Genomic DNA, 22,938 nt, shown 5'->3' with positions numbered 1-22,938 from the left:
ACTAAAAAATAAAATCAAAACTCAGGCTTCATCAAAAACCCGTGAAGGCTTTTTGGAATAAAGGCTTTTGAACTTTATTTTTACCTCATATAGCAAATAAAAGAACGCAAAAATAACATCTATCAAGTTCCGCCATTTCATGGCGCTACTCTTATGAACGTTCGGTTTTATATAACCGGTCATCTCATAAAACGAACAACCCTTTAACAGAAGCTTTACGGCAACTTCCGCAGCAAAACTATATCGATTGCCCTTAATTTCCAATTCACGCATCAATTTGGTAGGAAAAACAACCGCACCGTTGATATACTTAACATGAATATTAAAACATATGGTGTAAACGAAAGTATAGAACAAGGAGAGCACACTGCGAGATGCCAATCGGTCTTCTGTGTTCATAATAAAAACAAATACCAGTTCGGCTTTATAAGCATTCAAAATATAATGTTTTAATGTATCTAGAGTTACGTTGCCATCTCCCGCAACCAGGCAGAATTTGTCGTATTTTGCTTCCTTAATAATCGTTTTTACAAAAACACCCAAACCTTTGTTCGTTTCATGATGGATCGAACGAACGGCTTTGTATTTTTTTTCAATTTGTCTTATAACTTCGGCAGTTCGATCGGTACTACCGTCGTTAACAATAATAATCTCGTATTCTTTGCTTTTGGTTAACTTGATCGCCTGAAAGATCCTTTCTATCGTACTATTTAAGTCAGCTTCCTCATTAAAAGCAGGTACACCTATCGTTATCATATCGTTTCCCTGTTTTTCACGAAGCTTACATACTGCTGTCCCTTACCGAAAGAAGACGCGAATGCGGGGAAAGATTTGCTAATAAGCTCGGGAGAATATTTTTTCCCTTCCAAAATCTGAATCAACTCTTTAAGAGAATCATCGATCACGGGACTTAGGTTGAGTAAGTTTTCATGTATGTTTTTCAATTCATTAAGAACATTTGTGTCAGGCTGACCTTCATGAAAATGTTTTCTCATTGCTTCAAGCAGTCCTGCACAATGAATTTCCAATTGTCTGTTTTTTTCAGGATCTCTCTCAGGAAGAATCGCCTGGTAGTGAAAGAAGTTATGATGAATCAGTTCAAATTGTTCACTGAATTTTTCATTGTACTTGATCGGATCCAATTCCTGTTGTTTGAACCAAATATAATCGGTCAAAACGGAAGGAGAAGAATTGTAAAAATAGAATTTATTTCCCAGATAGTTCATACAATCTTTCATGGAAATATCGTAATTATAAACCGCGTTGCCCAAAAGACTATCAGCACACCAATCTTCTTTCAATCTGCCAAAACCCTTCAGAGTATCCAAATGACTTCCGAATGAATTGACCAATATCTCTATTTTTTCCTCAAAAGTGGAAACATGTTCCGTTAGTTTCTGAGCAATAAAATATCTGATGATTTCAAAAAACATCGAGACTTCATCGGAGGTCGTAACAATCAATACTCCGTCCGGTTTCAAAAGGGAACCAAGTTTATCAAGGAACGCCTGTTTGTCTCTCATACCTGGCAAAAGACCTTCGCAGATCACGATATCATACGGCTCAGCCGACGAATATTCTTCCAATACCAGATTTTCAATGACTACTTTTTCGGAATGCATCTTATAAGTTTCGAAAAGGTTGTTGATATGAGTGACTCCGACCGGATTCGGCTCAAGTAAAACCAATTGGGAAGGTTCGAGACTTGCAAAATACAAAGAGTTGTACCCGCTGCCAGGACCGACTTCCAAAATTCTCTTGCCGTTAAAATTTGCTGGCAAAAGACCAAGAGTACGATACAACGCCTTTCTTACCAAGAAATGATTTTCCAGACTTACTATATTCTGTCTTACGGGAGATATTTTATTTTTTGTATAATGTTCCAAAAAATCGTTGTTATATTTAATATCGGACATTGTGAACCCTAACCCAGTCTTGTTTTGTAATCATTACAACGCAGTTTGTAATTTAATATAGGAAATATATTTCGGTGATATGAGGTGAAAATTCGGCATTTGGTAATTAAGTCTATTCCTTTTAAACCCTTTCCAATTTGAATAGCCTTATTTATCGTATTCGGTCCGATAATGGGACTCGATCCAACCTAATGAGGAACCGCCGTCTACAACCAAATTTTGCCCTGTAATCCAGGAAGAATCCTTCGAGACGAGAAACTTGATCGCATTTGCAATTTCTTCCGAAGTTCCCATTCGTCTCAAGGGAGTGCAATTTTCAAAAGCAGTTTTGAGCTTTCGGTTTTCATTGAAATAATCTATATTCGTTTCCTTAAGAATGTTTCCGAAAGATACCGCATTCACCCGAATCCCCATACCCCCCAATTTATAAGCGTGGTATTTCATCAAACTAACCTGCGCTGCACGGGAAGCATGGTATGCTACGTCTTGTTCTTCCGTAACATATAAGGAAGAAATGGAAGAAACGATGACGATGGACTTGTCCTTTTTAGGATCAGTATCCATATATTTGATCGACTCTTTAATGTAATCGTCGATCGCATTGACTGAAACTTCAAAATGACCTTTCCAGGAATCCCCTTCTCCACGGTATCTTTGAAAGAAAACAATCGAATCCAATGGACCGTTTGTTTCGGAAATTTGTTTCAGACAATTTGCAATGTCATCCTTGTCGGTGACATCGCATTGAAACACATCCTTTGCATTCGCTGACGAATTTCTCGCGACCAAAGAAGAAAGCCAATTTTCTTTTTCACAAATTGCATGAAATACGTTTCCCAATCCCTTGGTGCCACCAACCAGATTGACATGACGGATTTGTTCGGCTTTCTTCATTCGAAATCTTATTTCTCGATGATCTTCAGATTAGGCAACGGAACTATGAATTTGCCGCCTTGGTCCAAAAATTTTTGGTGTTTGGCAACAATCGGGTCCGTATAACGCCATGCAAAAATAAAGATGTAATCAGGATTCTTTTCATAGATTGCTTCCGGAGGTAAAACGGGAATATGATGACCCGGACTGAAAGTATTTTGTTTCACCTTATAATCATCTGCAATAAATGTAATCTTTCCTTCCAACTCGAAGTGATACATCAGTGTGGTAGTAGTCGCCGAAGCTCCGAAACCGGCAATAGTCTTTCCAGAAGCGAGTAGTGGATTGATATAATCAAGAACCGCTTGTTTGCGAATGTTGATTTCATTTTCAAACTTTTTGTAAGTTTCCAAATCATGCAGTTTGAAAGCTTTTTCATCTGCGATATATTTTTCGACGGAAGGTTTGATTTTACGTTTTCCGTTTTTCTTTTGAATGAAACATCTGATCGATCCGCCTTTGGTAGGGATAGGCCATACATCGACTAGTTCCATGCCCAGACGATCAAAAAATTCCTGAACCGGCTTAACACTAAAATAAGACAAATGTTCATGATACATGAAATCAAATACCATATTTTTAATCCATTCCAGGGTATAAAAGCTTTCAAAGACAAAAACACCGTCGTCCGCAAGTAACTCACGTATTGCGAGTGTTAGCGGCTCCAGCTCGTCAACATTCGCATATATATTGTTTGCAGTAATAACGTTTGCTTTGCCGTGGGATTGAGTGATTTTTTGCGCGAGTTCCAGGGTAAAAAAATCCGGCAATGTTTCGATTCCAGACTCGGTTGCTTTTTTTGCAATCTCCCGCGCAGGATCCACTCCCAATACCTTTGTTCCGTTGCTTTTGAAAGCACGAAGCAACGAACCGTCGTTACTTCCTATATCCACTACAAGATCATCCTTGCCGAGTGAAAGCTCGGTAACTATTTCTTTCGCATATCTTTTGAAGTGTTCGACCAAACCGAGAGAACTGACCGTTTCATACATATAATCGATATAAATCGCCTTTGGTATGACAATATCAACTAACTGGGAGAATCCGCATTTTTTGCATAAAAATAAATCCAACGGATAGGTAGGTTGCTCTTTATGAAGCATCTCCTTAGGCAAAAACTCATCGGCCAAAGCGGACGCTTTCAAAGGTAAAGCCAAAACAAGATCCGGGCTATTGCACAATCGACAAATTTTTCTCTTATATACTAAATCACTCATCATAACCTCTATTTTACAGTTTCGAACTAGCAGTAATATTTGCTATATCCTTAATTAAGTTTTTCAAAAAAATCCCGGAAGCTTCGGTCTCACTTGGTGCAGGAGACCAAGGAGCGAATAATGTCAGAGCCGGATCAAACGGTCCCGATGTTGTTTCCTGGAAAACAAGATGATCGGAATAGATGAGCATCGTATGAAACAAACTTTGATTCAAACGATAATAAAAATTGTATCCGGAATTATATTCGCCCATCTGAACGACCTCACGAATATTTCCGTCATCCTCATAGACCACAACATCCGTACGTCCTTGTATGATATGAAAGGACTCTGTGCGTCCCAAATGTTTATGAGGACGCACATAAGTATCTTTCTCGTGCACAATCAACATCTCATGCAGACCGTGGGAAGGATCGGTATGAGTGCACAGTCTCATTCTTTTTCTATCAGTGTGCTTTGATTCTTCAATCAATTGTTTGATTTCATTACTACTGACCGATACGACTTCCGGCAAAACGGGATATTGTATTTCTTCCGATACTTTGTTGAAATTTTTTATATTTTCAGATATTTTCATTTTTCAACCCCCTTGCAATCTTAAACCAATCTTTGCCGACATACTTTTGCACACTTATCTCGGTTAACGGCTTACATTTCTCCCGAAACAAAGCTTTATCAAAAAGATGCAGATAAAATAAATATAAGAACTCGCGTTTATTCAAACTCTGTTTTGGGGATATGGTAACCAGATAGGGTTCGGACTGGGTCCAATTCGAAAAATTGTTTTGTTTGTATTTTTGCACTTTTAAAGTGAAATCCAATCTATCCAGAAATTCAACGCTTACCATAAGTCTGGTTTCATCGTTGAATATTTTCTTCAAATGACCGCTCCACTCGTAATAATCAATCGGCCGATCGTAAACCAAATTGGAACCAAGTTGATTCACTGCAAGAAAGGTGGTCTTTTCTCTGATCAGCTTGTTATCTTTCATATTTTCCTGCAAAGATACCTGATAGAAATTATCTTTATGAAAACGGTAGGAAAGATGAATATTATTACCTACGAATAACAATATGATAAACCAAAGGGTCGCAAGCGTGATTTTCTTTCGAACACCTACCAATTGGGAAATGCCTATGACGGACATATATGTCATAAAAGCAGCTCCCAAAGGTAGGAGCGCCTGATGTCTGGAGTTGAAATTTGTAGACATCGGTAACTTTCCGACAACCGTATATGGGAATGCCGCCAGCGCAAAAGCAAAAGCACCGAAAAGAAAATATGCAATTGTCCAATAGGAATAATTTTTAAATTTCCGTTGATGCAAAGACAAGAGTCCCGCAACAACCAAAATGATCGGCCAAAAAATTTTAGAAATTTGCCAGGAAGATTCGAATAGATAAAGATACGAAAAATCAAAAGACGCAACCAAAAGTGGGAAAGAGTTTAAAACTCCTTCAGTCTTTACTTCGTTGTATCCCACATAGTCTCCGTAAGGAACAAAGAAAATGGTTTTAACCAGAAAATAAGCTATCGGCAATATTAAAAAATCAGGATATTTTAAAATAGTAAGATAACTTGATTTGAAAAATTTCTTCCCATTCTGTTTCCAAACCATATAATAAATATATGCACCGGCGAAAAAATAGAACACTAGAAAGGAATTCAACGAAAAGGAACAATAGAATAAAAGCAGAGCGAGGGCTCTTTTCCACAAACGAGGGTTTTCGAAATAAATAGTTAGAATATAAAACCCGAAATAATAGCAAAAAACAGGCAATCCGTAAGGTGTCATTGCATTCTTTCCACCGAACAGAGGAACCACCAAAAACAACATTGTAAGAAAAAACACGGAGTTTCTATCGAATAGGTTCAGACTCTTTAGAATTTGATAAAGAAAAACTCCATTTAGAAATCCGAATACGAATATATAAAACCGGAATGGAAAAACTTGATTTCCGATTCTAGTAAGTAAGGTCGCAAAAGAACCTATCAATACGAACTGAATCTCCTCGTACATGATTTTTAATGTTTCAAAACTCTGATTGTATGTTACCCAATCGTCCCAAAACACACCGTCATAATTCAATAAGAGTAAAAGATTGGAAATCGTATAAAAAAAGAGTAATATGTAACAATCTTTGGTCTTGAAAAATTCTCTCATATACCTAACGCTTATTCACCGGCTTCCAGTTTTTTGGCAAGTTCGTAAATATAATGATGTATCACTTCGTGAACGGCTTCCACGATTCCGTATTTTCCTTTGTCCGTTGCAACCAGGATCACCTTATCTGCGATACTTGCCGCTTTTCCTCCGTCAAAACCGACCATAGCAACGGTAGTCGCACCTTTTTCCTTTGCATACAAAAGTGCGTTCACAACGTTCGGACTATTTCCGGAGCTTGAGATACCGAAAGCAATATCTCCTTTTTGGATAAAATTTTCCATTTGTCCCACGAATATTCCATCATAACCGTGGTTATATGTCCCGGGATAATCACCTTCGGTAAAAGGTTCCTTACCGTCATTCGCTTGAGCAGTAAGCCAAGCCTCGCTATCGAGTGCGAAGACCTTATAAAATTTCTGATTTTTTTTGCCGGTAATCTTTGTGCCTTTACCCAAGTCACAGGTTAAATGAGTAGCTATGCTATGACTTCCGCCGTTCCCGAAGAAAAAAATCTGCTTGCCGTTTTCTTTTGCGTTAAACAACAGTAAAGCGATCTCTGCGACGAGTTTTTTATCAATCCTTTCAACGCTTTTCACTATATCGTTATAAAATTTATCTGCAAATAATACCGACTGTTCTTCCAATTTCTTCGCGTCCATAACCTTCTCCGTTATTTAAGAATGAATGTAAAATCTTCTTTATCAATAAATTTCAAATTACAAAACATCGGAAAAACCTTTTCTTGTTTTTTGAAATACCCAATACCCGAACACCAGGAAAAGAACTCCAAATACGGTATAAACGGACAAGATTAAAAAATCCGGTGTTTTTTCGAAAACCATTACTGACCTTGCGTTTTCAAGTAAGGCGGCAAGAGGATTGACTAACATCAGATGTCGGAATTTTTCCGGTATTCTATCCATGGAAAAAAAGACCGGGCTGGTAAATAACAGAATCGTAATGATATGTGTCATAAAATAACCGATATCGCGAAAAAAGACACCTAACGAAGCCAAGATATAAGAAACACCGAGAGAAAGCAGGGTCAAAGGAATGATAATAAAAGGCAAAAATACGATCGTCCAGGGAATGGAAAGATGGGCGATTCCGTAAAAAACCAAAAATACGACGAGACTCGCACCCATATGTACCGACGCAGATAGTAAATTTGCGATCGGTAGTATTTCCAAAGGAAAGACTACCTTCTTTACAAAGTTAGGTTGGCTTACGATCAAAAGTGGTGATTCTTTCAGGATTTCACCGAAAAAATTGAATATGGTTAAACTTGCGAATAAGATAAGGGCGAAATCCATATGCCCCTCTTCTTCCAATCCCCACTTTGCTTTAAATACAACGCTAAATGCAAATGTATAGATTCCTAACATTATCAAAGGATTGATAAAAGACCAAAATAAGCCGAAAAAGGAACCTTTGTATTTTCCTATTACATTTCTTTTGGTCATTTGCCAAATCAAACTGTAATTTTTAACGACGGAAAGGATTAAACTTTTCAAAGAAGTCGGATGATTCATATTTTAAAACAATCGGATGCTATTACACATAACACGCATCATACTACCTTTCCACTCCGCCAGTTTTGGTAAAATCATCATAAGCAATTCGGATTCCTTCTCTCAATTCCACTTGGTGTTTCCAACCCATTTGGTGCAATTTGGATACATCCAAAAGTTTTCTGGGAGTTCCGTCGGGTTTTGTCAGATCAAAAGTCAATTTACCGGAATAACCGACGACATCTTTAACCGTTTCGGCAAGTTCCTTGATGCTAACCTCGATGCCGGAACCGACATTCACATGTTCTCCGCCTTTCGGATCGCCAGTTACATCATAATTTTTCATCAGATATACGCAAGCCCGCGCCATATCATCGGAATATAAAAACTCCCTTAGAGGTTTGCCCGTACCCCAAACCACTACTTCGGGTGCTTCGGTTACTTTTGCTTCATGAAATCTTCTGATAAGTGCCGGCAAAACATGCGAGTTTTGAGGATGGTAATTGTCTCCCGGACCGTAAAGATTCGTGGGCATTACCGAAATATAATTTGTACCGTATTGTCTGTTGTAACTTTGGCACATGATAATGCCTGCAATCTTAGCGACCGCATAAGGCTCGTTTGTTGGCTCAAGTTTTCCGTCCAGAAGCTGACCTTCGTCCATCGGCTGTTTTGCAAATTTCGGATAGATACAGGAAGAACCGAGGAACACAAGTTTTTTTGCCTGATAACGATAACAAGCATCGATGATATTATTTTGAATTTGAATATTAGAAAAAATGAATTCGGCAGGGAAACTGTTATTCGCGTGGATGCCACCTACTTTTGCGGCCGCCAGAAAAACATAATCAGGTTTTTCCTTTTCAAAAAAAGAACTTACCTTCCCCTGATCCGTCAGATCCAGCTCCGTCCTAGCTTTACCTATAATATTGGTAAAACCTTCCTGCTTCAAAATGCGAACCAGAGCGGAACCGACCAAACCTTTATGACCTGCTACGTATATCTTTGAATTTAAATCCATCTATTCCTCGGTTTTTAGAAGTTCGACTTCTTTCTTTAACTCTTCGTATTCCTTCTTTTTGATTTCATAAAATTCCCGAAGCAGTCTTGCCTTTTCTTCGATTCCATGAGGAGTCAAAAGATACGAGTACGCGAGTTTGTTTTTGTTATTTTTAAAGTTTTGGATCTTTACCCATCCCTTATCAATCAATGCGCGCAGGCAATAATTGACCTTACCAAGACTAATCCCCAAGACATCGGCGGCCTCTCTTTGGGATAAGTTCGGATTGTCATCCAACAACTTTAAAAGTTTATAATTATGTAATTCAGCCAATTCAGACATAAAAACCGGAGATTTCGGGGTGGGGTAACGCATAGCTTCGCCCCATGAGTCCCATTCTCGTAAAAAACAAGAATTCCACCCATGTTCAAAAGTTGAACCGGATTAAGCAAGCAGTTTTGTTCAAAGGTTGAACAAAGAATATATGGGACATAATGTGGATGGGGAATGATCGTCAGCCGACAAATATGGAACTCCATTTCAGAGATCCCAGGAGAAATACCTTCAGTTCAAGAAAGAATTCCGGCAGATTACGAGAGATTCGCTCTCATTTCTAAAATTCTTTTTCTGAATGGAGCGAGATGATTTTCAATTGTATTCCAAATGATAGAGTCATCGATTTCAAAATAACCATGAGCTATGAAGTCACGTAAGCCGGCAATTTGACGCCACTCAATATCAGGGTTTAATGATTTGATTGATTCGGGAATTTTTTTAACTACTTCACCGATTACTTCGAGATCCCTTTCCACTGCCCGTTTTCTCAATATATCATTCTTGTATTGGGAAAGATCATCGATCCCATTTAAAAACTGATAGATTTCATCTATGGCAGAAAGAATATCATCAAGTAAAATGACTACATCACGCGGCATAAATAGTTTCGTTCAGGATTTGATCTTTGAGTTTTACTTTAATTGTTTCTTTGATAACAAGATCAATCTTCCGTCCAAACAAATCTTCCAGAAAGATCTTTAAACCCATATAATTGCCAAATGTCTTCTGGTCAGGACCAAATTCGACCAATATGTCGATATCACTATCAGATCGGGATTCATTCCGAGCAAAAGATCCGAATAAACCAATATGAACCACTCCAAAATTCTTGAATGATTCCATATTGTTTGTTAGTCTGGAAATAATCTGTTTTTGATCCAAGGATGACATATGAATATTGAAAAGATCCTTTCGGAAATTAATGAAAGAAAACCGTGTGTCAAGTGATTTTATCCGGATGGTTGTACAATGAACTTTTGCCGGATCCATTCGGTCCGGCAAACATACGAAAACGAGGTATCACTTAATCTTTCTAGATTGTTTTGGAATGTTTTTTTTAACAGGTGATTGCATTTGTCTTTGTGCGGAAGATGTAACAATGATTTCACTCTTATCTTTATAGACAAGAACGACATTACCATCTTTAAGAATCGCAACAGGTAGGTTTTTCTTAAACGCTTTCCTGCGAGCGGCATCAGCCGCGCCTTAAAAGCTGATCCGATTCTACGATTTGTCAACCAAAAAGGTCTTACAACTTTTCCTGGTAGTCTAAACAAGGGTCCAACTGTAGAAATATAAACATTCCTTATTTTTTAGACAAATACCAGTCCACAGTCTTTTCAATACCGGACTCAAAGTTTTCTTCCGCCTTCCAGTCGAGTTCCGTTTCGATCTTAGTCGCATCAATCGCATAACGAAGATCATGTCCCGGCCGATCGGCAACATAAGTGATTTGTGTTTTATAACTTTTACCGTCCGGCTTTGGCTTCTTTTTATCCAAAATCTCGCAGATTTTATTTACAATGTAGTTATTGTTCCTTTCGTTACGACCGCCTATATTATAGGTCTCGCCGGACTTTCCCGTATGAAAAGCAAGGTCAATTCCTTTGGCATGATCCAAAACATACAACCAATCCCGAATGTTCGTTCCTTGCCCGTATACGGGAATCGGTTCACCGGATAGGCTTTTTCGGATTACCGTGGGGATCAGTTTTTCGGAATGCTGTTTCGGTCCGTAATTATTGGAACAATTCGTAGTAACAACATTCAATCCGTATGTGTGATGATAGCTACGTACTACAAAATCGCTTCCCGCCTTACTAGCGCTATAAGGTGAATTCGGTGCGTAAGGAGTAGTTTCGGAAAATAACCCTTCCGTTCCCAGAGTGCCGTATACTTCGTCCGTAGAAACATGAAGAAAACGGGAATTTTCATAACCGGATTTGAAATGAAACGGTTTGTCCATCCAATAATTGTATGCCTCGTGAAGTAAAACAAAAGTTCCTATTACGTTCGTTTGCAAAAACACTTCCGGGTTTTTAATGGAATTATCCACATGACTTTCTGCGGCAAAATGAATTACCCCGCGTATATCCTCTTTTTGGAAAAGGTTGCGGATCATGCCTTTGTCCTGGATATCTCCTTTGACAAATTCGTACCGAGGGTGACCATTTAACTCGTGCAAGTTTTCCAAATCCCCGGCATACGTCAAAAGATCCAAATTAATGACCTTGTAATCCTGGTTTTTCTCAATAAAAAAAGGAAGAAAATTGGAGCCTATGAATCCCGCTCCGCCTGTAACCAAAATACTTTTCAAAACTATCTCCTATTCTTCCTATCCGAAACATTGATTTTCGAATCGATTACATACAAAGGGCGCCCTTTCACTTCTTCAAAAATACGGGCGACATACTCTCCCAAAATTCCGATCGCAATCAGTATTGCTCCGCCTATAATACAAAGCAATGTGACTACAGTCGCCCATCCCGGGTTGTACACAAAGTTCGGATAAAGCCCGGAATAATACATAAGCACTTTTACTATCGCACTGATACCTACCAAAAACCCTATAAATGCAATGAATATTCCGAAAGATAGGCTGAACCGAAGCGGCAGAGGGGAAAAAGAAACAGCCGCGTTGATCGCAAGACGCAACATCTTTCGGAGCGGGTATTTGGTTTCTCCTGCGGCCCTAGGAGCCCTTTTATAGATAACAGGTGTTTGCGGGAACCCGACCCAAGCACCCATTCCCCTGAGGAACCTGTGGTTTTCTCTCATATCTTTCAGAACATTCAGGCATTTTCGGGAAATCAGTCGGAAATCTCCCGAGTCCAAAGGCAAATCCTTATGAACCAAAATCTTCATCAAACGGTAGAACAACCAGGCGGATGCAGTTTTAAAAAATGTTTCCCCCGCTCTCTCTTCCCTTCTGCCGTAAACCACATCATAACCTTCTCTGTATTTGGCGAGCATCTCGAGAATCACTTCCGGCGGATCTTGCAAATCTGCATCCATGATGACGATGGCATCGCCCAAAGCATGATCCATTCCCGCCGTAACAGCGATTTGGTGACCGAAATTTCGTGCAAAACTAAGAACCTTGATCCTTTTGTCTTTATTCGCCCAAGAAACCAAAAACTCGATCGTTTTATCCGAGCTGCCGTCGTTCACAAGAATGACTTCAGTATTTGCAGGTATTTTAGGCAAAATCTCATTCAAAGAATCTTGCAGATAAGGAATCACCTTTTCTTCGTTATAACAAGGTATAACCAAAGACAGGAGTCCCGGATTTTTTCTTTTGGTTAAGGAATAATAGGTTGCCACTTGTTTTAAGCCCCGCTCAAACTTTTCATACACTCTTTCAGGCTGTCTTTCCAATGAGGGATGGAAATTTCCAAAGAAGTTTTGATCTTGGATTTGTTTAATAAAGAATAATGCGGTCTCTTGGCCGGAGTGGGATAATCTTTCGTTTCGATCGGCAAAACATTGGATTTATTTTTACTTATCTCCACAATTTCTTTTGCAAAATCATACCAGCTTGCCACACCTTCATTCGAATAGTGAAATATTCCAGGCATCTGTTTAAAAAGAAAGGCGATACAAACACCCGCTAAATCATTTGCCCAGGTAGGAGTCCCCACTTGATCAAAGATCACTTTCAGTTCCGGTCTTTCACTCGAAAGTTTGAGAATTGTTTTCAAAAAATTTTTCCCATACTTGGAATACACCCAGGAAGTGCGAATGATCGAAGCATTCGGGTTGGAAGATAAAACAAAATCCTCTCCTTCCGATTTTGTCTTTCCATAAACGGAAACAGGAGATTTCAAATCTTCTTCCTTGTATGGAATGGAAGATTTTCCATCAAACACAAAGTCTGTGGAGAAATGGATAAGATAAATTCGATGTTGAAACGACAATTCCGCCAAAAGTTTGGGGATGGTAACATTTCCCTCGCTTGCTTTGTCTATTTCCGACTCTGCCAAATCGACTGCGGTGTATGCAGCTGCATTGACAATGGATTGAATCTTTTTTTCCTTTAAAAAACGATCCACTTCGTTTGCATCGGAAAGATTCAAACCGGAACGGTCTGCAAAATGAAAAACAAATTGATCAGAATACTTTCCGGAAATATCCTTCAACTCGGAACCAAGTTGTCCGTTTGCGCCTGTTACAAGTACATTATGCATATAGATTGTCGCTATAGGTAAACAAATCGGAGTCTTTCAATAGTTTTGCCTGAATGTCTTTTTCGGAGAGTTGGACGTCTTCCAATTTCACTTGCCAGTCCACTCCTATCTCCGGGTCATTCCAACGAATGGACCTGTCCGCTTCTTTTGAATAATAATTATCCACTTTATAGGAAAACACTGCGGTATCGCTTAATACGACAAACCCGTGAGCAAATCCACGGGGAATGAATAATTGTTTTTTGTTTTCATCCGACAATTCCACAACGATATGTTTTCCGAAATTGGGAGATCCTTTCCGGATGTCAACTGCCACATCCAAAACACAACCTTTGGTGATACGAACCAATTTTGTCTGGGCAAAAGGAGGCAATTGGTAATGAAGACCGCGTAATACCGATTTGACGGAAAGGGACTCGTTGTCCTGGACCCAATTGATTTTTCGAATTTTTTCAGTCAGAATATCATCCCGAAAACTTTCGAAAAAGTAACCACGATGATCTCCTAAAACCTTAGGCTCAATCAAATAAACATCTTTTAAACTTGTTTCTGTTATAATCACTGGATTTTACTTTTTAATAATATTTGCGTTTTTTCTTTCGATTAACTTCAATAAATACTGACCGTATTGATTTTTCTTGAGAGGCTCAGCGAGTTTTAATAATTTTTCCCGGTCTATGTATCCCATTTCGAATGCGATTTCTTCCAGGCAGGCGATCTTCAAACCTTGACGCCGTTCGATCACCTCAATAAAGTTAGATGCCTCTAAAAGACTTTCGTGAGTTCCCGTGTCTAGCCAAGCATAGCCGCGACCCATCAGTTTTACATCCAGCTTGCCCCGGTCCAGGTAAACCTGATTTACTGTGGTGATTTCCAATTCTCCCCTGCCGGACGGTTTGATTTCTTTTGCCACCTTTACCACATCGGACGTATAAAAATAAAGTCCGACTACCGCGTAATTACTCTTAGGTTGATTTGGCTTTTCTTCGATCGACAAGGCTTTGCCGGTAGAATCGAATTCAACTACTCCATATCTCTCCGGATCATTCACATAATATCCGAATACTACGGAAGAACCTTCTTCCTTTACTTTCTTCACGGAATTGCGGAGTAAATCGGTGAGCCCATGTCCGTAAAAAATATTATCTCCCAGCACTAGACAGGCATCGTCCCCGTTCAAGAACTCTTCCCCCAAAAGAAAGGCTTGCGCTAAACCATCGGGAGACGGCTGTACTTTATATTCTATTCTTAAACCGAGGTCGGATCCGTCTCCGAACATTTCTTTAAATCGGTCCGTATCCAGAGGAGTGGAAATGATTAAAATCTCCCGGATGCCTGCAAGCATTAGCACAGACAAAGGATAATAGATCATAGGTTTGTCGTAAACGGGAAGCAGTTGTTTCACAACCCCCCTGGTGATTGGATACAGTCGGGTCCCAGATCCGCCGGCAAGAATGATCCCTTTCATTTGGTTTTTTTACCTTTTTCTCTTTTCAGGTTCCAGAGCACAGCTTCGCCCCTTAAGTCCCATGTGCTTTTCAAAATGTAAAACGGAGCACCATCCGTCAAGCAAAGCGTTCAATCACTGAACTCTACTCCGAAACCCATTTTTGCGAGAACCCGAAGCCGATTTCCGATACTTATTCTGTGCACTCCCCACAATCCTCCAAAGAAGTTCTGCTGATTCGATGTACGGATCGTCCCGGACTCATTCATTCCATTACCGGCCTCCTTTTGGAAAAAGGCTCCAATATCGTTTCCAATCACGAATTTGTAGAGCCGATCGATTCCGTTTTTTTTATGCGAACCGAATTTTTCGGAACCATCCCATCGGAAGAATTGAAGGTCCGTTTGGCGGGGCTTTTGCCGGAAGGCGCATGGATTCAAATTCATACGGAAAAAAGGCAAAGGGTGATTCTATTTGCTACCAAAGAAACGCATTGCCTGGGAGATATATTGCTTCGTCATAGATCGGGAGAACTGGAGATAGATATACCGCTTGTCATTTCCAACCATACCGAACTGGAATCTTTAGTGAACGATTTCCACCTTCCATTTTGTTATGTGGGACACGAAGGAATCACCAGGGAGGAACATGAAGCCCGACTCCTGGATATATTAAGCAAACAAAAGTTTGATTATATCGTCCTTGCGAAATTCATGAGGATTTTATCCAAAGATTTCGTATCCCGGTTTCCGGAAAAAATTGTAAATATACACCATTCCTTTCTTCCTGCATTCATCGGTGCGAACCCTTATCAGAAAGCATACGAACGGGGGGTCAAACTGATCGGTGCCACAGCGCATTATGTTACGGAATCATTGGATGAAGGACCCATTCTCGCGCAAGACGTGGTACCCGTAGACCACAGTTTCACAAAAGACAAACTAATGTTACATGGAAGAGATATTGAAAAAGTAGTTCTCGCGCGCGCATTGCGATTTGTGCTGGAACACCGGGGAATCATCTGGAAAAACCGGGTAATTATATTTCGCTAGGTGGCGTAAGGATTCAACGGTATAATATCCCCGCCCTAATGAGACTGGGAGGGGTTAACCACAAAGCCACCCAATGGCTTCCTTTACCACACCCCGTCGTTTTCGTAGAGCCAATTTCAAGTTTCCTCCGAAAAAATAATTTTTAGTTCGCCTTTTTCCCGTTTGGGGCAAACCCCCGAAACTTTGTTTGACTATATAGCAACCTACTCCCTGTTTATCGCAATCCCTCTTCTACCTTCGGGGTCAGGCTACTACGGGCTACGCGTTCGCTTCGGTCGCAGGATGCGACCGCGTGCCGCGCCCTTCGTATCCTTTTTGCGAGGAGGCGCTAGGTCCACTTTCAGATTGATTTAAAACACTTATTCATCCCTTTCCAAAACAAAAAAGAAAGGCTGTTTCATTTCTTTAAAGTCCATACATCCCAATAAAGTATTTTCATTCACCTTTCTGAATACATCATGGATCGGCAAATGATCATAGATCATCGTTGCAGTCAACTTTCCCCTAAATTCAATCAGCCGAACACGGGCTTTGGATTTTCGTGTTTGAAATAAAAACCGAACTGCTAAAAATAAATATCGTAATGGCCGGAGCGGCGCGGAAGGAATCAATGTTGCCAAACGAACAGGCATTAAAGAAGGATTTACTTTGAACAAAGTTTTTCCGAACGACTTAAAAACAAGAGGATGAACATGATCGGGATCAACAAATTCCTTTCCATACCAATTGAATGTTTCCAATGCTCCGTCCATAGTATGTCCGGTGGAAAAGTCCGAACCATGCCAACGACCCATCATAAAGCCGATATCGACCGTATCCAAACGATCGAAGAGCGCAAAAGAATCTTCCGTCGAGTTGTTCTTTTTATCTCTCATCTCATAAAATTTTTTTTCTAAAGCATTCATATGATTTATCAATTCCTCTTTCCATATTTCAAAAGATTCTATGACTAGGATATGTTTTTCCAAAGCAATGGAACGATTTTCTATTTTCAAACAGGAACGGATGAATCTACCTTTTCAGGATTGAAAACACGGATAAGTATCCACAAAACTACGATTAAATGAAATATTCAGTCTTTGATCCAAAATTCAAGTTCGGACTCGAATCGTTTGTCCAATTTAACCCGTTTATAACCTAAAGGCATTTTGCCTCCGAAAGAATTATAAGTAACCACTTTCGTTCCCGATTTCAAGTTGAACAGTTTTCTTTTTACAATCTCAAGATAAGCAAAGAATTGACTTACCTTCTTAGGAATTGTTTCATCAATGCTGTTTTTGTTTGTGATATGTTCGTAAAACGGATTGAACAAATAAAAAGAATCATACAAACTCCAATCAATATCTTTCATGTTTGCATGAAGAAAAAGATTCGAATTCAATTTCAATTTTTTAGAAACCTGCACGGCAATTTCGTAGAGATGAAAGCGTTCTTCCACTCCGTAAAATTTCGTCTTTCGGGAGAGTGCCCCTACATGACAAAACTTACCGCAACCCGAACCGATATCCAATACTTTTGCATTTTGATCTTCCGCCAAAAATGTTACCGCTTCCAAGATCACTTCCACGGGACTCCATTGGTATTTTGAAATCTCACTTACATTTTCAGGATAAATAGAATCGAATTCCAAATCGGAAACAATCGTTCCGGCGGCAAACTTGTCTTTGATTTTTTTGAAATTGTTTTCAGGCATCGGCTTTGAAAATTCGAATACGTTTATACAAACTGACAATCCGACGATAAATCATTCCACTTAAATTCAATGTTCTTAAAACCAAGGCCTTTCGCCCGGAAAGACCTTGGTTCGTTTACTTTTAAACTTTGATCCCCAACTTATCTGCAATCTTTTTGCCGTATTCAGGATCGCATTTTGAGAAGTGAGAAAGATTCTTTTTCACAATATCTTCCGGAACAGTTTTCATCGTTCCAGCTATGACGGAAGTTAGTCTTTCCTTCGCGTCCGGAGTCAGCAACCTGTACAAATCCCCCGCTTGAGAATAATCATCATTTCCCAAATGGCTATTGTACCTGTCTGCATCGCCTGAGATACGAAGAGGAGGTTCTTTCGCAGTTTCATCCTGCACCGGCCCGCTGAAACCATTCGGTTCGTAATTATCATAACTACCGTTCTCATCGAAACGAACTCCGTCCCTTTGGTAATTGTTCACTTGATTCCTAGGTCGATTTACAGGAATTAGCTGGTAATTTCCGCCCAATCTGTATCTTTGCGCATCAGGATAAGCAAACAATCTTCCTTGCAGCATCTTGTCGGGAGAGGCTCCTATCCCCGGTACCAAATTGGATGGAGAGAAAGCCGCTTGTTCCACTTCCGCAAAATAATTTTTCGGGTTTCTGTTCAATTCCAAAGTCCCTACTTCAATCAAAGGATAATCCTTATGAGACCAAATCTTTGTTAAATCAAAAGGATTGACTTTGTATTTTTCCGCATCAGCTTCCGGCATAATCTGAACGCAAAATCTCCATTGTGGAAATTTTTTCCTTTCAATTGCTTCGAACAAATCCCTCGTCGCATAATCAGGATCAGTTCCTGCAAGTTCCGATGCTTTTTCCGGGCTTAAAGTTTTGATCCCTTGTTTGGATTTAAAGTGAAACTTCACCCAATACCTTTCCCCTTTTCTATTCCAAAAACTGAATGTATGGGATCCGAATCCGTCCATAAAACGGTACCCGTCGGGAATCCCCCGGTCGCTGAATAGAATCGTCATTTGGTGGAGTGCCTCGGGAGCTTTCGACCAATAGTCCCACATACGAACCGGATTTTTATAACCGGTAATCGGATCTCTTTTCTGAGAATGGATAAAGTCCGGAAATTTGGAAGGATCTCTTTCAAAAAATACAGGGGTATTGTTTCCGACTACATCCCAGATTCCGTCTTCCGTATAAAACTTAATCGCAAAACCACGAGGATCTCTTTCCGTATCTGCGGAACCTTTCTCTCCCGCCACAGTGGAAAATCTAAGGAAGAGAGGAGTTTCCTTTCCTACTTCCGAAAATGTTTTGGCAAGAGTATAAGCCGACAAATCTTTTGTGATCCTTAAAACTCCATATGCACCTGCACCTTTTGCATGTACGACTCTTTCCGGAATTCTTTCTCTGTTGAAATGTGCCAATTTTTCAATCAGATGAGTGTCCGAAATAAGCATCGGTCCTCTGGGTCCGGCTGTCACACTGTGCTGGCTTTCCGGCACCGGTTGTCCGCCTGCGGTTGTTAAAGTTTCATTACTCATCTTAAGCCTCCTTCTTTTTTGCTTTTATAGAGTTGATTTTGAAAAACAAATGAAAACAGATACTGAGCCCAAGCTTTTGCAAATCGAAAGAAAGACCGGAATGAAGATGATCGTTTCAAATTCATTTCTCCTTCTTGCGAATCGGAATGCGTCAAACTCTCAAAATATTCTACAAGATCAGTTCTTCCGAATAACACTGCCATTTGTACGGCAGTCTGCCCCTTCGGACTTGCATAATGGAGATCCGCACCCGATTGAATCAAAATTTTTGCCAATTGCAAATTCCCTTTAAAACTAACTCCCATTAGTATGGAGTTTCCGGAATGATCTACGGAGTTCGGGTTTGCCCCGTATCCCAACAAAATATTGGTTAAATCCTCTCGACCGTTATAGGCAGAGAGCATAAGTGCCGTATAACCTTTGTCATTTTTTGCTTCCAGCTCTTCTTGTGTGACCTGCAATGACAAAAAACCGATCAAGTCCCCCTTCCTTGCGGCATCAAAAATTTCTGCCTGCCTTTTGTCGGGATTTGCAAATGTGGAACGGTAATTTTCCCAAGTAGAAACGGATGATGGTTCTCCTTTCATCCCTTCCCCCTTTTTTGCTAACATTGTCTGTTCCATTTCCAGCTCCGTTTGTCCCTACTTGCCGCTTCTACCTTTCGGAAAAGGAAAGACGAACTTTTCCGAGACTTAGTATCAATTTAGATCAAGTCTAAATATATGGAAAAATTAGACAAGAACTTTTTTTAGATTTAGTCTAAATATTGACAAAAAAATAGAAAATAGGAATTTAGCAGTATGGACCAATCTTACGAGAGAACAAAGGAAATTTTGGAAAAAGCAGGAATCCGTCCTACTTCCCAAAGGCTGGAAATGGCACATTTGATCCTTTCCAAACACCAACACCTCCAGGCGGATGAGGTATTTCATTTGATCAATATGCATTTTCCACATGCTTCCCGAGCCACCATTTTCAATAATTTGAAACTTTTCTCCGAGAAAGGTGTGATAGGAACTTTGGAATTGAAATCAGGGATTACTCATTTTGATTCCAATACGGGCCGCCATCACCATGCATTCAATGAAGAGACCGGGGAAATCATAGATATTGAACTGGAAGAAAATCTGGAAAAACAAATTTTTGAAAATCTATCTCAGAGTTATCAGGAAAAGACAGGACTCACCCTAACAAACGCTAGTTTGGTCGTGACTCTCAAGGGCAAACCGTCTAAAATTTAAATCAATTTTTTCCCCACTCTTTCTATATGGTCTAACAAATCTTTGTTTTCAATTTTATGTTTCAAAGATAAATCTATCTTATAAGGTAGCAACAAATCATCCAACTCGGTTTCAATCAGCATCAGTTCGGACAAATCCATCTCACTTGCTTCCAAACAAATATCAATATCGGAACCTGTTCGATAATTTCCCTTGGCCCGAGAACCGTAAATGACCGCATTTTCAATTTTAGGATGCCCAAAAAATACCTGTAGGATTTTTTGAACCGTTTCTTCCTTAAGACCAAATGAATTCATATCAAAGTAACGATTTCATCTTTTCATGAAATGCGAGAAAAAGAGATTCATAAGATTGCAGGATTTTCATATAAATTTCATCTGCAATCTTTTCATTATATGTATGTGAGGATAGATTTCTGCTGCGGATGGTTTCCATCCACAAATCCCCTTCTAAAATCAAACCTTTGTGAAAAGATTCACGGATTGCGTCTTTAGATCCGGTAATATCGGAATTTCCCTGATCATAGAAATAATCTTTCATTACATTCCAGGCAAGCTCATGAGTGTATTCAAAAGCTTTGATCATGCCCTGTTTTTCAATCTCGGAAAAATCCCTTTGCCTTGACAAGGATACCATTTCCGACAATTTATTCAATGCTTTGGTGTAATTTGAAAAGCGCTCTTCCATCGAATATCATTCATAAATGCCAATGGGCTTAACCTATTGGATGAATCCATTTTTGTAAAGAGAAAGATGCCGAAACCAGCGCTCAAAAATCAGAGATATTCTATTTTACGATCCAAATAATAAGCGTATCCGTTCAAAGCAATATAAGACAATAACGCTTGTATGCTGATTTCCCAAGTCGCGGAAGGGATTGGAAAAAATAAAAATCCTACATTCATAAGGATAAGGATCAGCGCTAACAAGTATATTTTCTTTTTGGATTCATTCGTCAGAGCGCGGGCATAGAAATAAACGGAAAGCAAAATCAATCCGTTTTCCAGCGCCAAGGCAATGTATTTATATTTCCAAATTCCGAAGCCTAATTTCAGGCTATCATCGGAATAAAGAGGAAGATCTTCCCTATGCATCGGCAAATCCAGAAGGAAATGGGAGAATACACAAAATCCCATCACTAGTCCTAAAAGAATTCGGTCTCTACCTATCTCTTTTCTAAATACAAAACCTGAATAGATCAAAAATACTAAAACAGACCAGATGAGCGACATCACCAAACTATGAGAAAACGGCATATAATAAAGATCAAACGGATTTGATTCCGTAAACCCTTCCACGATTCTCATCTTTTCCACTCCAAAGAGCAAAAAGAACATAAACAAATAATCCAAAAACTGTGCTGCAAAAAACAAATGAAAGAATCCCAGTTTCGGCAGGAATCTCCTCAAAACAAACGCGGGTGCATAATGTCCTGTAAACATTTTAATCTCCTAATAGAAATGTTTCAAGAGGGACAGAATAGAGTCCTCTTGATGTTTTATCAAACACAGGGAAATATGCCTTTTTACCGTAAGGAACTGCGACGGATATGTCCCTGATTTTGGTTCCGTCGTGCATTACATAATAAAGAGCTCTCTCCCCCGTCCTATCCAACACGAGAATCCCTGTTTTTTTTGCGATGGGCAATAATTTCTGCGGCAAAGAAAGTAAAAACGATTTAATCCAGGGATTTCTATGTACGAAATTGACAAGTCCCGATCTGGGTTTGATGATCCCCACCCAAATTCGTCCCTTTTCGTCCCTTTCCAATCCATCCGCAAGACCGGGAAGATTTTCAAACAGAACTTGCACCTTACCTTTGTTATTTCCCGAGATATCGGCTCTTAAAATTCTGAATTTGGTAGTTTCCGTAAAGATAACGGATTCTTCGCCCGCCTTACCTTCTTCCAAAAGAATCCCGTCGATAAAAGTAAATCCGTTTAAAACAAGCGATATGGAATCTTTTTCCCGATCGTATAACCATAGTTTACCGTGAGGATAAAGTCCGATCGCTTCGGGGACAGCACCGCTTCCCATGGAAGCATCTTCTCTTTCAAAAGGTTCCGTAATATAAATACGTTTGCCGTCTTTGGAAACAGCCAGATCATTGCACAAGGAAAAAGGACGCGAATTTGAAGAATCCAATTGGTTTTGCCGAATCGTCTTTCTCTCTTCCGAAAGATAAACCTTTTCAAACTCTTGTTTGTCAGTTTTCGGCAGATTTGTTACCAATGCTTGTATGATTTTTGTTTTTATTTCCACTTCATACAAACCGACACGGTCTTTTTCCGAATAGGATTCCCCTCCGAGTCTTGATGCACAAAATAAAATTTTATCTTTAGCTGCACCGGAGTAACTCATGCCGGCAGGATTTACGGGAGGTTTCACCCACTTCTCCGCAATCCCTTTTTGAAAATCCAATTTCCAAATCCAACCATCCATTCCCGAAGCATATCCCAATTGCAAATCGGAATCAAAGATCAAATCGTCATGTCCCACAAGTTCTTTCATATCAACTTGCAACTTTGTCAGAAAAGGATCGTTTTTGGATTCTACTGAGGAAATTTCTTTCGGAACATCACCTAACAAATACTTATCTCCTACTTTAACATTCCCTGTAGAACAATAGGTGAAAGCGGATAAAACGGTAATATAAAAAACAATCTTTAGCATTTTCATGTA

At 39.6% G+C, this 22,938-nt stretch carries 27 protein-coding genes; 2 read left to right on the top strand and 25 right to left on the bottom strand.

Going from position 1 to position 22,938, the window contains the following annotated elements:
• Window positions 1-21 precede the first annotated feature (21 nt).
• The 17 genes from EHS11_RS13595 to rfbA all read right to left on the bottom strand — a co-directional run bounded on the left by EHS11_RS13595 (window position 22) and on the right by rfbA (window position 14,736).
• On the bottom strand, window positions 22-756 hold the full coding sequence (locus EHS11_RS13595; protein ID WP_135764953.1) for a glycosyltransferase family 2 protein: 735 nt from the start codon (window positions 754-756) through the stop codon (window positions 22-24).
• Window positions 753-1,916, bottom strand: a complete 1,164-nt coding sequence (locus EHS11_RS13590) for a class I SAM-dependent methyltransferase (RefSeq protein WP_135764952.1) — start codon at window positions 1,914-1,916, stop codon at window positions 753-755. Before EHS11_RS13590 ends, EHS11_RS13595 begins: the two co-directional genes overlap by 4 nt.
• Window positions 1,917-2,063: 147 nt before the next feature.
• The gene (locus EHS11_RS13585; RefSeq protein ID WP_135764951.1) at window positions 2,064-2,810 is read right to left on the bottom strand and encodes an SDR family oxidoreductase; all 747 of its coding nucleotides are present in this window, start codon (window positions 2,808-2,810) and stop codon (window positions 2,064-2,066) included.
• Window positions 2,811-2,818: 8 nt separating this feature from the next.
• Window positions 2,819-4,066 carry a class I SAM-dependent methyltransferase gene (locus tag EHS11_RS13580; protein ID WP_167884447.1) on the bottom strand — a complete coding sequence of 416 codons (1,248 nt, stop codon included), beginning with the start codon at window positions 4,064-4,066 and terminating at the stop codon, window positions 2,819-2,821.
• Window positions 4,067-4,079: 13 nt separating this feature from the next.
• Window positions 4,080-4,643, bottom strand: a complete 564-nt coding sequence (locus EHS11_RS13575; protein WP_135764949.1) for a WbuC family cupin fold metalloprotein — start codon at window positions 4,641-4,643, stop codon at window positions 4,080-4,082.
• Complete coding sequence (locus EHS11_RS13570) at window positions 4,630-6,231, bottom strand: glycosyltransferase family protein (protein ID WP_135764948.1); 1,602 nt, start codon at window positions 6,229-6,231, stop codon at window positions 4,630-4,632. Before EHS11_RS13570 ends, EHS11_RS13575 begins: the two co-directional genes overlap by 14 nt.
• A gap of 11 nt (window positions 6,232-6,242) precedes the next feature.
• Window positions 6,243-6,893, bottom strand: a complete 651-nt coding sequence (locus EHS11_RS13565; protein ID WP_135764947.1) for an SIS domain-containing protein — start codon at window positions 6,891-6,893, stop codon at window positions 6,243-6,245.
• 57 nt (window positions 6,894-6,950) lie between these two features.
• Window positions 6,951-7,766 carry an ABC transporter permease gene (locus EHS11_RS13560; RefSeq protein ID WP_135764946.1) on the bottom strand — a complete coding sequence of 272 codons (816 nt, stop codon included), beginning with the start codon at window positions 7,764-7,766 and terminating at the stop codon, window positions 6,951-6,953.
• Between the two features lie 43 nt (window positions 7,767-7,809).
• On the bottom strand, window positions 7,810-8,766 hold the full coding sequence (gene fcl, locus EHS11_RS13555; protein ID WP_135764945.1) for a GDP-L-fucose synthase: 957 nt from the start codon (window positions 8,764-8,766) through the stop codon (window positions 7,810-7,812).
• Window positions 8,767-9,087, bottom strand: a complete 321-nt coding sequence (locus tag EHS11_RS13550) for a MarR family EPS-associated transcriptional regulator (protein WP_109019586.1) — start codon at window positions 9,085-9,087, stop codon at window positions 8,767-8,769. It abuts the gene before it with no gap.
• A gap of 248 nt (window positions 9,088-9,335) precedes the next feature.
• A complete protein-coding gene (locus EHS11_RS13545) occupies window positions 9,336-9,680 on the bottom strand; it encodes a HepT-like ribonuclease domain-containing protein (RefSeq protein WP_135764944.1) in 345 nt (114 codons plus the stop codon).
• Window positions 9,670-9,972 (bottom strand): nucleotidyltransferase family protein, encoded by a 303-nt coding sequence (locus tag EHS11_RS13540; protein ID WP_135764943.1) that lies wholly within the window; start codon window positions 9,970-9,972, stop codon window positions 9,670-9,672. Before EHS11_RS13540 ends, EHS11_RS13545 begins: the two co-directional genes overlap by 11 nt.
• Before the next feature lie 415 nt (window positions 9,973-10,387).
• Window positions 10,388-11,398: a dTDP-glucose 4,6-dehydratase gene (gene rfbB, locus EHS11_RS13535; protein ID WP_135764942.1), complete on the bottom strand. Its 1,011-nt coding sequence runs from the start codon at window positions 11,396-11,398 to the stop codon at window positions 10,388-10,390.
• A gap of 2 nt (window positions 11,399-11,400) precedes the next feature.
• Window positions 11,401-12,438 carry a glycosyltransferase family 2 protein gene (locus tag EHS11_RS13530; protein WP_246047889.1) on the bottom strand — a complete coding sequence of 346 codons (1,038 nt, stop codon included), beginning with the start codon at window positions 12,436-12,438 and terminating at the stop codon, window positions 11,401-11,403.
• Window positions 12,411-13,268 (bottom strand): dTDP-4-dehydrorhamnose reductase, encoded by an 858-nt coding sequence (rfbD, locus tag EHS11_RS13525; protein WP_135764941.1) that lies wholly within the window; start codon window positions 13,266-13,268, stop codon window positions 12,411-12,413. The genes EHS11_RS13530 and rfbD overlap by 28 nt, the downstream gene beginning before the upstream one ends.
• Window positions 13,261-13,830: a dTDP-4-dehydrorhamnose 3,5-epimerase gene (rfbC, locus tag EHS11_RS13520; RefSeq protein ID WP_135764940.1), complete on the bottom strand. Its 570-nt coding sequence runs from the start codon at window positions 13,828-13,830 to the stop codon at window positions 13,261-13,263. Before rfbC ends, rfbD begins: the two co-directional genes overlap by 8 nt.
• A gap of 6 nt (window positions 13,831-13,836) precedes the next feature.
• On the bottom strand, window positions 13,837-14,736 hold the full coding sequence (rfbA, locus tag EHS11_RS13515; protein ID WP_135764939.1) for a glucose-1-phosphate thymidylyltransferase RfbA: 900 nt from the start codon (window positions 14,734-14,736) through the stop codon (window positions 13,837-13,839).
• A gap of 179 nt (window positions 14,737-14,915) precedes the next feature.
• On the opposite strand from rfbA, the gene purU reads away from it, so the two are divergent.
• A complete protein-coding gene (gene purU / locus EHS11_RS13510; RefSeq protein WP_135764938.1) occupies window positions 14,916-15,767 on the top strand; it encodes a formyltetrahydrofolate deformylase in 852 nt (283 codons plus the stop codon).
• 359 nt (window positions 15,768-16,126) lie between these two features.
• Here the strand turns inward: purU and EHS11_RS13505 are convergent, their stop codons facing one another.
• The 4 genes from EHS11_RS13505 to EHS11_RS13490 form a co-directional block, all read right to left on the bottom strand.
• A complete protein-coding gene (locus EHS11_RS13505) occupies window positions 16,127-16,762 on the bottom strand; it encodes a DUF4334 domain-containing protein (RefSeq protein ID WP_246047887.1) in 636 nt (211 codons plus the stop codon).
• A 77-nt stretch (window positions 16,763-16,839) separates the two neighbouring features.
• Window positions 16,840-17,499, bottom strand: a complete 660-nt coding sequence (locus EHS11_RS13500) for a class I SAM-dependent methyltransferase (RefSeq protein ID WP_135764937.1) — start codon at window positions 17,497-17,499, stop codon at window positions 16,840-16,842.
• Between the two features lie 82 nt (window positions 17,500-17,581).
• Window positions 17,582-19,015, bottom strand: a complete 1,434-nt coding sequence (locus tag EHS11_RS13495) for a catalase (RefSeq protein WP_135764936.1) — start codon at window positions 19,013-19,015, stop codon at window positions 17,582-17,584.
• Window positions 19,012-19,626, bottom strand: a complete 615-nt coding sequence (locus EHS11_RS13490) for an ankyrin repeat domain-containing protein (protein ID WP_167884446.1) — start codon at window positions 19,624-19,626, stop codon at window positions 19,012-19,014. Before EHS11_RS13490 ends, EHS11_RS13495 begins: the two co-directional genes overlap by 4 nt.
• 189 nt (window positions 19,627-19,815) lie before the next feature.
• On the opposite strand from EHS11_RS13490, the gene perRA reads away from it, so the two are divergent.
• Entirely contained in the window at window positions 19,816-20,256 is a 441-nt protein-coding gene (gene perRA / locus EHS11_RS13485; RefSeq protein WP_135764934.1) for a peroxide-responsive transcriptional repressor PerRA, read from the top strand.
• Here perRA and EHS11_RS13480 read toward each other — a convergent pair.
• From EHS11_RS13480 to EHS11_RS13465, 4 genes are all read right to left on the bottom strand, one after another.
• Window positions 20,253-20,552 carry a nucleotidyltransferase domain-containing protein gene (locus tag EHS11_RS13480; RefSeq protein ID WP_135764933.1) on the bottom strand — a complete coding sequence of 100 codons (300 nt, stop codon included), beginning with the start codon at window positions 20,550-20,552 and terminating at the stop codon, window positions 20,253-20,255. The genes perRA and EHS11_RS13480 overlap by 4 nt on opposite strands.
• A gap of 1 nt (window position 20,553) precedes the next feature.
• The gene (locus EHS11_RS13475; protein ID WP_135764932.1) at window positions 20,554-20,943 is read right to left on the bottom strand and encodes a nucleotidyltransferase substrate binding protein; all 390 of its coding nucleotides are present in this window, start codon (window positions 20,941-20,943) and stop codon (window positions 20,554-20,556) included.
• Window positions 20,944-21,032: 89 nt separating this feature from the next.
• The gene (locus tag EHS11_RS13470; protein ID WP_135764931.1) at window positions 21,033-21,698 is read right to left on the bottom strand and encodes a hypothetical protein; all 666 of its coding nucleotides are present in this window, start codon (window positions 21,696-21,698) and stop codon (window positions 21,033-21,035) included.
• Between the two features lies 1 nt (window position 21,699).
• Complete coding sequence (locus EHS11_RS13465; protein WP_135764930.1) at window positions 21,700-22,935, bottom strand: SMP-30/gluconolactonase/LRE family protein; 1,236 nt, start codon at window positions 22,933-22,935, stop codon at window positions 21,700-21,702.
• Between the last annotated feature and the right edge of the window lie 3 nt (window positions 22,936-22,938).

The sequence above is a fragment of the Leptospira ilyithenensis genome, assembly GCF_004771005.1.
In the GTDB taxonomy this organism is placed as follows: Bacteria; Spirochaetota; Leptospiria; order Leptospirales; family Leptospiraceae; genus Leptospira_A; species Leptospira_A ilyithenensis.
The sequence above is the reverse complement of the archived record's forward strand: the minus strand, read 5'-3'. Positions and strand labels throughout refer to the sequence as shown.

Coding starts and splice junctions, on each gene's coding strand:
- EHS11_RS13595 (WP_135764953.1), bottom strand. CDS start 756: ATGATAACGATAGGTGTACCTGCTTTTAATGAGGAAGCTGACTTAAAT.
- EHS11_RS13590 (WP_135764952.1), bottom strand. CDS start 1,916: ATGTCCGATATTAAATATAACAACGATTTTTTGGAACATTATACAAAA.
- EHS11_RS13585 (WP_135764951.1), bottom strand. CDS start 2,810: ATGAAGAAAGCCGAACAAATCCGTCATGTCAATCTGGTTGGTGGCACC.
- EHS11_RS13580 (WP_167884447.1), bottom strand. CDS start 4,066: ATGAGTGATTTAGTATATAAGAGAAAAATTTGTCGATTGTGCAATAGC.
- EHS11_RS13575 (WP_135764949.1), bottom strand. CDS start 4,643: ATGAAAATATCTGAAAATATAAAAAATTTCAACAAAGTATCGGAAGAA.
- EHS11_RS13570 (WP_135764948.1), bottom strand. CDS start 6,231: ATGAGAGAATTTTTCAAGACCAAAGATTGTTACATATTACTCTTTTTT.
- EHS11_RS13565 (WP_135764947.1), bottom strand. CDS start 6,893: ATGGACGCGAAGAAATTGGAAGAACAGTCGGTATTATTTGCAGATAAA.
- EHS11_RS13560 (WP_135764946.1), bottom strand. CDS start 7,766: ATGAATCATCCGACTTCTTTGAAAAGTTTAATCCTTTCCGTCGTTAAA.
- fcl (WP_135764945.1), bottom strand. CDS start 8,766: ATGGATTTAAATTCAAAGATATACGTAGCAGGTCATAAAGGTTTGGTC.
- EHS11_RS13550 (WP_109019586.1), bottom strand. CDS start 9,087: ATGTCTGAATTGGCTGAATTACATAATTATAAACTTTTAAAGTTGTTG.
- EHS11_RS13545 (WP_135764944.1), bottom strand. CDS start 9,680: ATGCCGCGTGATGTAGTCATTTTACTTGATGATATTCTTTCTGCCATA.
- EHS11_RS13540 (WP_135764943.1), bottom strand. CDS start 9,972: ATGTCATCCTTGGATCAAAAACAGATTATTTCCAGACTAACAAACAAT.
- rfbD (WP_135764941.1), bottom strand. CDS start 13,268: ATGCATAATGTACTTGTAACAGGCGCAAACGGACAACTTGGTTCCGAG.
- rfbA (WP_135764939.1), bottom strand. CDS start 14,736: ATGAAAGGGATCATTCTTGCCGGCGGATCTGGGACCCGACTGTATCCA.
- EHS11_RS13495 (WP_135764936.1), bottom strand. CDS start 19,015: ATGAGTAATGAAACTTTAACAACCGCAGGCGGACAACCGGTGCCGGAA.
- EHS11_RS13490 (WP_167884446.1), bottom strand. CDS start 19,626: ATGTTAGCAAAAAAGGGGGAAGGGATGAAAGGAGAACCATCATCCGTT.
- perRA (WP_135764934.1), top strand. CDS start 19,816: ATGGACCAATCTTACGAGAGAACAAAGGAAATTTTGGAAAAAGCAGGA.
- EHS11_RS13480 (WP_135764933.1), bottom strand. CDS start 20,552: ATGAATTCATTTGGTCTTAAGGAAGAAACGGTTCAAAAAATCCTACAG.
- EHS11_RS13475 (WP_135764932.1), bottom strand. CDS start 20,943: ATGGAAGAGCGCTTTTCAAATTACACCAAAGCATTGAATAAATTGTCG.
- EHS11_RS13470 (WP_135764931.1), bottom strand. CDS start 21,698: ATGTTTACAGGACATTATGCACCCGCGTTTGTTTTGAGGAGATTCCTG.
- EHS11_RS13465 (WP_135764930.1), bottom strand. CDS start 22,935: ATGAAAATGCTAAAGATTGTTTTTTATATTACCGTTTTATCCGCTTTC.